Origin of the sequence: Aeromicrobium sp. (assembly GCF_025965075.1) — a bacterium.
Taxonomy (GTDB): domain Bacteria; phylum Actinomycetota; class Actinomycetes; order Propionibacteriales; family Nocardioidaceae; genus Aeromicrobium.
The window spans coordinates 1-8344 of sequence record NZ_JAOPXQ010000136.1 but is presented as its reverse complement, the minus strand read 5'-3'; the positions used below and the strand labels follow the sequence as shown (position 1 = coordinate 8344).

Annotated in this window: 8 protein-coding genes; 6 read left to right on the top strand and 2 right to left on the bottom strand. The window is 70.3% G+C overall.

The annotated features are described in order from the left end of the window. Positions 1-1412 (top strand): polyphosphate kinase 1 (ppk1, locus tag JWQ91_RS08485; RefSeq protein ID WP_297782443.1); only part of this gene is annotated, 1412 nt, incomplete at its 5' end. Positions 1413-1416: 4 nt separating this feature from the next. Here the strand turns inward: ppk1 and JWQ91_RS08480 are convergent. Further along, positions 1417-2490 carry a hypothetical protein gene (locus JWQ91_RS08480; protein WP_297782441.1) on the bottom strand — a complete coding sequence of 358 codons (1074 nt, stop codon included), beginning with the start codon at positions 2488-2490 and terminating at the stop codon, positions 1417-1419. A 51-nt stretch (positions 2491-2541) separates the two neighbouring features. Between JWQ91_RS08480 and JWQ91_RS08475 the strand changes: the two genes are divergently transcribed. The 5 genes from JWQ91_RS08475 (at position 2542) to pstB (ending at position 7531) form a co-directional block, all read left to right on the top strand. Beyond that, positions 2542-3429 carry an NUDIX domain-containing protein gene (locus JWQ91_RS08475; RefSeq protein ID WP_297782439.1) on the top strand — a complete coding sequence of 296 codons (888 nt, stop codon included), beginning with the start codon at positions 2542-2544 and terminating at the stop codon, positions 3427-3429. A gap of 123 nt (positions 3430-3552) precedes the next feature. Continuing rightward, positions 3553-4650: a phosphate ABC transporter substrate-binding protein PstS gene (gene pstS, locus JWQ91_RS08470; protein ID WP_297782437.1), complete on the top strand. Its 1098-nt coding sequence runs from the start codon at positions 3553-3555 to the stop codon at positions 4648-4650. 69 nt (positions 4651-4719) lie between these two features. Next, positions 4720-5664 (top strand): phosphate ABC transporter permease subunit PstC, encoded by a 945-nt coding sequence (pstC, locus tag JWQ91_RS08465; RefSeq protein WP_297782435.1) that lies wholly within the window; start codon positions 4720-4722, stop codon positions 5662-5664. Next, on the top strand, positions 5664-6731 hold the full coding sequence (pstA, locus tag JWQ91_RS08460; protein WP_297782433.1) for a phosphate ABC transporter permease PstA: 1068 nt from the start codon (positions 5664-5666) through the stop codon (positions 6729-6731). Before pstC ends, pstA begins: the two co-directional genes overlap by 1 nt. 20 nt (positions 6732-6751) lie before the next feature. Next, positions 6752-7531, top strand: a complete 780-nt coding sequence (gene pstB, locus JWQ91_RS08455) for a phosphate ABC transporter ATP-binding protein PstB (protein WP_297782431.1) — start codon at positions 6752-6754, stop codon at positions 7529-7531. 101 nt (positions 7532-7632) lie between these two features. Here pstB and JWQ91_RS08450 read toward each other — a convergent pair. Further along, a partial coding sequence (locus JWQ91_RS08450) for an inorganic phosphate transporter (protein ID WP_297782429.1) occupies positions 7633-8344 on the bottom strand: 712 nt, incomplete at its 5' end.

Genomic DNA, 8344 nt, shown 5'->3' with positions numbered 1-8344 from the left:
AGGTCATCGCCCACCACGCGTTCCGGGTGACCCGCAACGAGGACCTCGAGGTCGAGGAGGACGACGCCGAGAACCTGCTCAAGGCCCTCGAGAAGGAGCTCCTGCGCCGCAAGTTCGGTCCGCCCGTGCGCCTCGAGGTCGAGGAGTCGATCGACCCCGGCGTGCTGGACCTCCTGGTCTCCGAGCTCGGTGTCCGACCCGACGAGGTCATCCGCCTGCGCGGACCCCTGGACCTGCGGAGCCTCAACGAGATCGCCGACCTGGACCGCCCCGAGCTCAGCTACGAGCCGTTCATCCCCGGCACCCACCTGCACCTCGCCGAGGTCGAGACCTCCGAGCCGGCCGACCTGTTCAGCGCACTGCGCAAGCGCGACGTCCTGGTCCACCATCCCTACGACTCGTTCGCGACCAGCGTGCAGCGGTTCATCGAGCAGGCCGCCGCCGACCCGCACGTGCTCGCGATCAAGCAGACGCTCTACCGCACCTCGGGCGACTCCCCCATCATCGACTCGTTGATCGACGCCGCCCGGGCCGGCAAGCAGGTCCTCGTGCTGGTGGAGATCAAGGCCCGTTTCGACGAGCAGGCCAACATCCGGTGGGCCCGCAAGCTCGAGCGGGCGGGCTGCCACGTCGTGTACGGCCTGGTCGGCCTCAAGACCCACTGCAAGCTGGCGCTCGTCGTCCGCGACGAGCCCGACGGCCTGCGCCGCTACGCCCACATCGGCACCGGCAACTACAACCCCAAGACCGCGCGGCTCTACGAGGACTTCGGGCTGCTGACCGCCGACCCCGCCATCACGCACGACCTGACCGATCTGTTCAACAACCTGTCGGGCTTCGCGCAGGACTTCTCCTACCAGCGGCTCATGGTCGCCCCCGCCGGTCTGCGTGACGGGATCCTGGAGCGGATCGACACCGAGATCGCGCACCACCGGGCCGGCCGTCCCGCGGGCATCCGGCTCAAGGTCAACTCGCTGGTCGACGAGGCCATCATCGACAAGCTCTACGAGGCGTCCCGCGCCGGCGTCGAGGTCGACCTCGTGATCCGCGGCATCTGCACGCTCCGCCCCGGTGTCGCGGGGCTCAGCGACAACATCCGGGTGCACAGCATCCTGGGCCGCTTCCTGGAGCACAGCAGGGTCTACTGGTTCGCCGGCGGCGGAGAGGCCGAGGCGTGGATCGGCTCGGCCGACCTGATGCACCGCAACCTGGACCGACGGGTCGAGGTGCTCGCCCGGATGCCGTCGGCGTCGCACACCGAGGCCCTCGGCGACCTGCTCGCGACGGCGGCCGACCCCGACACGACGTCGTGGCGCCTCGGCCCCGACGGGACCTGGACCCGTCACATCGGGAGCACCGACCTGCAGGCCCAGCTGATCGCCCGGGCCCGCTCCCGCCGCTCGCGGACCTAGCGGGTCACGGGCACGAGGCGAACAGCAGCGGACCGTCACCGGCGAGGTACGTCCCACGGTCGGGGTCGAGCCTGAACCGCAGCGTCGTCACGCTCCCCCGCGACCCGGCCACCAGCCCGGTCAGCGAGTCCTCGACCCGGCCGGTGCGACCGACGAACGGCCCGCGGGCCAGGACGGCCCGGACCCGGGCCTGGTCGGCCGCGACGGCCGGCGACCGGAACGCCGACGCGAAGGTGATGGTCTGGTCGGGATCGCCCTCGACCAGGCCACGGCCGGTGAACGTCGGTTCCTGCAGCCGGCCGGCCCGGCCGAGCGCCGCTGCGGCCTGCGCCTGCACGTCGGCGCCCTTGTCCGCGAGGCTCGTCGTGCTGCAGCCGATGGCCGGCGCCTGGACGAGCGCCGCGTCCGACCCGGCCAGGCTGCTCGCGACGTCCGCGGCGGGTCGCACCGACAGCAGCGAGGCGCGGTCGCCGCGGATCGTGCCGACGACGACCGGGACGTACGCCGGACGGTCGGTCGCGACGACGATCCGCTCCCGCTCCAGCACCGCCACGAAGCCCAGTGTCGCCGCAAGGTCGGGCCCCACCGCGGCGCGGCCCGCCGGGCTCAGCGTCCAGGTGCCCCCGGACCGTGTGTAGCCGAGCGTGCGCAGTCGGGCCTTGACGGCGTCGAGCGAGACCCACCCGGAGAGCCGGGCGACCATCGCCGAGCCCGCCGCCGCCTGACCGTACGCCTCCCAGTCCAGGTCGGCGGCCGACCAGCCGTACAACGTCTCCATCCCGTCGATCGCCTGGCCGACGACCGACCGCGTCGTGAGGTCGCGCAGGCTCGCGTCGTCGGTCAGGGCGGCGCGTCCGGCCGCGGACGACGCACGCCCGAGGTCGAGGGCCGACCGGATCGCCGCCCAGTCGGTGAAGCCCGCGACCTGGGTGCCGGCCGGGAGCGCGTCGAGCCCCGAGGTCAGCGAGGAGCGGGTGTCGGCGTCGCGGGCGCTGGCCCACCAGCCGGTGCCGATCGCCAGCGCGAGCACCAGGAGCGGGACGATGACGGCACGGACGGCAGGACGACGTCGCGCCACGTCCACACCTCCTTCATCCACTGTCCACTTCCTCAGGGGACAATACGCAGCATGGCAAGTGAACGGATCACGACGGCCGCCGGCGGGATCGTGTGGCGCAAGCGGCCCGGCTCGGCCCGGCCCGAGCCACGCATCGAGGTGCTGGTGGTGCACCGGCCGTCGTACGACGACTGGACCTTCCCCAAGGGCAAGACCGACCCCGGTGAGAGCCTGCAGGCGACCGCGGTCCGCGAGATCGGCGAGGAGACCGGCATCCGGGTCCGGCTCGGCCACCCCCTGCAGGACCTGAGCTATCCCGTCAACGATGGGATCAAGCAGGTGTCCTACTGGTGCGCACATGCCGTCGGCGCGGACGAGGCGGCGCCGTTCGTGCCCAACAAGGAGGTCGACGAGATCCGGTGGATCAGCCTGCGCGAGGCGCGGGACCTGCTGACGTACGCGCACGACGTCAGCCTGCTGGAGGAGTTCGACGAGCTGCGCGACCGGCAGGCGCACCGCAGCCGGACGTTGATCGTGCTGCGCCACGCCAAGGCCGCGCCGCGCTCGAGCGATGTCGACGACCTCGACCGCCCCCTGACCGCCGGCGGAGCCGAGCGTGCCGTGGCGCTCGTCCCGCTGCTCGGGGCGTACGGCGTCCTGCGGGTCGTGAGCAGCCCGGCCGTGCGGTGCGCGCGGACCGTCGAGCCGTACGCCCACTCGATCAGCACGTTCCTCGAGATCGACGACCGGTTGGCCGAGGACACCAACCCGTCCTCGGTGCAGCGCTCGATCGCCGCCCTGATGGACCGCAAGAAGCCGGTCGTGGTCTCGACGCACCGGCCCACGCTGCCGTGGGTGCTCGAGGCGATCGGCGTCGACCTGCAGGACCTGGCCCCGGGCGAGGCGGTCGTCGTGCACCACCGCAAGGGACACGTCCTCGCGACAGAGCGGCTGCTCTGACGGGCGAGCGCCAACCGTTGGATCACCGTTCACCGTCCGTTCACCCACGGTCGGAGATCGATACACCTGCGCCTTCTACGTTCACCGGGTAAGCATCAAATGAATCCCAGAGAGGGACCCCCCGTGAAGCGCAACCACCTCCGCATCGCCGCCCCCGCGGCCATGCTGGCACTCGCCCTCGGCCTCAGCGCCTGCGGTGCGGCGAACGAGTCCGACGGCGGCAGCGCCACTGCATCGGGCGACAGCGTGTCCGGCACGCTCAACGGCGCAGGCGCCACGTCCCAGGAAGCGGCCATCGCCGCCTGGAAGAAGGAGTTCCAGACCGCGAACCCCGACTCCACCGTCAACTACGACCCGGTCGGCTCGGGTGGCGGCCGCGAGCAGTTCATCGCCGGAGGCGTCGCCTTCGCCGGCACGGACTCCTACCTCGAGGAGGATGAGGTCACGGCGGCCAAGGACAAGTGCCAGAGCGACATCGTCGAGGTGCCGGTCTACGTCAGCCCCATCGCCGTGATCTTCAAGCTCGACGGAGTCGACGAGCTCAACCTCTCGCCGAAGACGATCGGCCAGATCTTCGCGGGCAAGATCACCACCTGGGACGACGCCGCGATCAAGGCCGACAACCCCGACGCGAAGCTGCCCAGCACCAAGATCACCGCCGTCCACCGCTCGGACGACTCGGGCACGACCAAGAACTTCACCGACTACCTGGACCAGGCCTCCGACGGTGGCTGGACCGGTGGCGTGGTCGAGACGTGGCCCGTCAAGGGCGGCGAGGCCGCTGAGGGCACGTCGGGTGTCGTCGCGGCCGTCAGCGGCGGCAACGGCACGATCGGCTACGCCGACGAGAGCCAGGCCGGCGACCTCGGCAAGGCCAAGGTCAAGGTCGGCGAGGACTTCACCGAGCCGACGCCCGAGGCCGCCGCGAAGGTGCTCGACACCGCCGCACCGGTCGAGGGCCGCGACGCCACCGACATCGCCGTCGACGTCGACCACAAGACGACCGAGGCGGGCGTCTACCCGATCGTCCTCGTGTCCTACCAGGTCGCCTGCCAGACCTACGGCGACAAGGCCCAGGCCGAGCTCGTCAAGAGCTGGCTGACCTACGTCGCGAGCGAGGACGGACAGGCTGCCGCCGCCTCCAGCGCCGGCTCTGCCCCGCTCTCGGGCGACTTCGCCAGCAAGGTCCAGTCCGCGATAAAGACGATCAAGGCCGCTTGATCCCCGCTGCCGCCCGGTCCTCGCGGGCCGGGCGGCAGCACCGTCATCTTTGTGAAAGGCACACCGCCTGTGACCAGCACGCTGGCTCCCCGCAAGCGCTCCACCGTCGTCCGCACCGGTGACCGCGTCTTCGCCGGGCTGTCGACCGGCGCGGGACTCCTGATCCTGCTGACGCTCGCCGGCGTCGCCGCCTTCCTCACGATCGAGGGCATCCCCGGCATCCTCGCCAGCCCCGACGAGGTCAAGAGCGGGCAGAGCTTCTGGCCGTACGTCTGGCCGCTCGTCTACGGCACCCTGATCGCCGCGATCGTGGCCCTGATCATCGCGACCCCTGTCGCGATCGGTGTCGCCCTCTTCATCTCCCACTACTCGCCCCGCCGCCTCGGCCAGGTCCTCGGCTACCTCGTCGACCTGCTCGCCGCGGTCCCCAGCGTCGTCTACGGCCTCTGGGGCATCCAGTACCTCGCCCCTCACATGGTGCCGGTCTACGAGTGGCTCGAGGAGCACGCCGGCTTCATCCCGTTCTTCGCCGGTCCGGCCTCCGCCACGGGCCGCACGATCATGACCGCCTGCATCGTCCTCGCGGTCATGATCCTGCCGATCATGACCGCGATCTGCCGCGAGATCTTCCTGCAGACGCCGCGCCTGCACGAGGAGGCCGCGCTGGCCCTCGGCGCGACGCGCTGGGAGATGGCCCGGCTGGCGATCTTCCCGTACGCCCGCTCGGGCATCGTGTCCGCCGCGATGCTGGGCCTCGGCCGCGCCCTCGGCGAGACCCTCGCCGTCGCGATGGTGCTCTCGGTGACGGCCGGGACCGTGACCGCCAACCTGATCAGCAGCACCAACCCGAGCACGATCGCCGCCAACATCGCCCTGAGCTTCGGGGAGGCCAGCGGCAGGACCGTCAACGTCCTGATCGCCAGCGGCCTGGTGCTCTTCGTGATCACGTTCCTCGTCAACTTCGCCGCGCGGGCCGTCGTGGACCGCCGCAAAGACTTCTCCGGAGCCAACTGATGACGAACCTCCTGAACCACCCGGGCCCCGTCGACGTCCGCGAGGAGCTCTACGGCGCGCAGCTGCCGTCCTGGGCCGGCAAGGCCGTGCCGGGCGTCGCGGTCGTGGTGGCGGGGATCCTCTACCTGCTGGGCACCACCCTGGTGCTCGCCGCGCTGGTCGTCTTCGTCCTCAGCCTGGCGCTGCCGCTCTGGTCGGTCGTGGTCGAGGGCCGGCGCAAGGCGACCGACCGGCTCGTCACGACCCTGGTCACGAGCGCGTTCGTGCTGGCGATGTTCCCGCTGGTCAGCATCCTCTACACCGTCATCAGCAAGGGCACCAAGGTGCTGTCGGCGGAGTTCTTCACGTACTCGATGCGCAACGTCGTCGGCGAGGGCGGCGGCATCTACCAGGCGCTGGTCGGCACCCTGCTGATCACCGGCGCCGCGGCCGTCATCTCGGTCCCGATCGGCATCTTCGCCGCGATCTACCTCGTGGAGTACGCCGACGGCAACCGGCTCTCGCGCTGGATCCGCTTCCTCGTCGACGTCATGACCGGCATCCCGTCGATCGTCGCGGGCCTGTTCGCGTACGCCCTGTTCGTCGTGTTCTTCGGCGAGGGCGTCCGCATGGGCATCGGCGGCTCGGTGGCCTTGTCGGTCCTGATGATCCCCGTGCTCGTCCGCTCCACCGAGGAGATGCTGAAGCTCGTCCCCAACGAGCTGCGCGAGGCGGCGTACGCCCTGGGCGTCCCGAAGTGGCGCACCGTCTCCAAGGTCGTCCTCCCGACGGCGCTGGCTGGCATCGTCACCGGCATCACCCTCGCGATCGCCCGGGTCATCGGCGAGACCGCTCCCCTGCTGATCATCGCGGGCGCGACCGACTCGGTGAACTTCAACCTGTTCGAGGGCCGCATGGCAACGCTGCCGGTCTTCGCCTACCAGTCGGTCCGCAGCCCCGGCGTCCCGCCGGAGTTCAGCATCGACCGTGCTTGGGGCGCGGCGCTCACCCTGCTGCTGATCGTCATGCTGCTCAACCTCATCGCCCGCCTCGTCTCCTACTTCTTCTCGCCCAAGGGCGAGCGCTGAGTCCCGGAAGGACACCCACCATGGCCAAGAGCATCGACGTCTCGGACCTCAACATCTACTACGGGGACTTCCTCGCCGTCGAGGATGTGACGATCCCCATCGCCGCGAAGTCCGTCACGGCGTTCATCGGCCCCTCGGGCTGCGGCAAGTCGACCTTCCTGCGGTCGCTCAACCGCATGCACGAGGTGATCCGCGGTGCGCGCGTCGAGGGCAAGGTCCTGATCGACGGACAGGACCTCTACGGCTCGGACATCGACCCGGTCAACGTGCGCCGCATGATCGGGATGGTCTTCCAGCGACCGAACCCGTTCCCGACGATGTCGATCTACGACAACGTCCTGGCGGGGCAGAAGCTCAACAGCAAGCGGATGAAGAAGGCCGAGTCCGATGACATCGTCGAGCGTGCGCTGCGCAGCGCCGGCCTGTGGGCCGAGGTCAAGGACCGGCTGGACCGTCCCGGCTCGGGCCTCTCGGGCGGCCAGCAGCAGCGGCTCTGCATCGCCCGGGCGATCTCGATCGAGCCGGAGATCCTGCTGATGGACGAGCCGTGCTCGGCGCTCGACCCGATCTCGACCAGCGTCATCGAGGACCTGATCCACGAGCTCAAGAGCCAGTACACGATCGTCATCGTGACCCACAACATGCAGCAGGCCGCCCGGGTCTCGGACGAGACGGCGTTCTTCAACCTCTCGGGCGTCGGCAAGCCCGGCCGCCTGGTCGAGGTCGGCCGCACCGAGACGATCTTCTCCAACCCGACCGACCCCGCCACTGAGGCCTACATCCAGGGCCGTTTCGGCTGAGGACGGTTTACCACGGTCCCTCGGCAAACTGGCTCCTCCCGGGGGAAACTTCCCGCGGGAGGAGCAGGTTTACCCAGGGACCGTGGTAAACCGACGGGGCGTCAGTTGCCGGGGATCAGGAGCCGCAGCACGAAGTACGTCACAGCGCCCACCACGGCAGCGGCCGGCAGGGTCAGGACCCAGGCCGTGATGATGCCGCGGGCGACGCCCCAGCGGACGGCGCTGAAGCGCTTGGTCGCACCCGCACCCATGACGGCGGACGTCATGGTGTGCGTCGTCGAGACCGGGGCGTGCGCACCGATCGCCATGCCGTACAGCACGATCGCCGCGGTCGACTCCGCGGCGAAGCCACGCGGCGGGTCGAGCGCGATGATGCGGCGACCCATCGTGCGCATGATGCGCATGCCGCCGGACATCGTGCCGAGCGAGATCGCACCGGCCGCGGAGATGATGACCCACAGCGGGATGTCGTCGTTGGCGTTGGAGTGGTAACCGCCGGCGATCAGGGCCAGGACGATGACACCCATCGTCTTCTGCGCGTCCTGGAGTCCGTGGCCCAGTGACAGCGCGGCGGCCGACACGGTCTGCGACAGCCGGAAGCCGCGGTGGACGGTGTGCGGGTTGGCGTGCCGGAAGATCCACATGATCGCGAGCATGATCAGGAAGGCGCCACCGAAGCCCAGCGCGGGGCTGACGACCATCGGGATGGCGACCTTCTCGACGACCTTGTCCCAGTCGACGCCGACGCCGGCTGCGAGACCGACGCCGATCAGGCCGCCGATCAGGGCGTGCGAGGACGACGACGGGATGCCG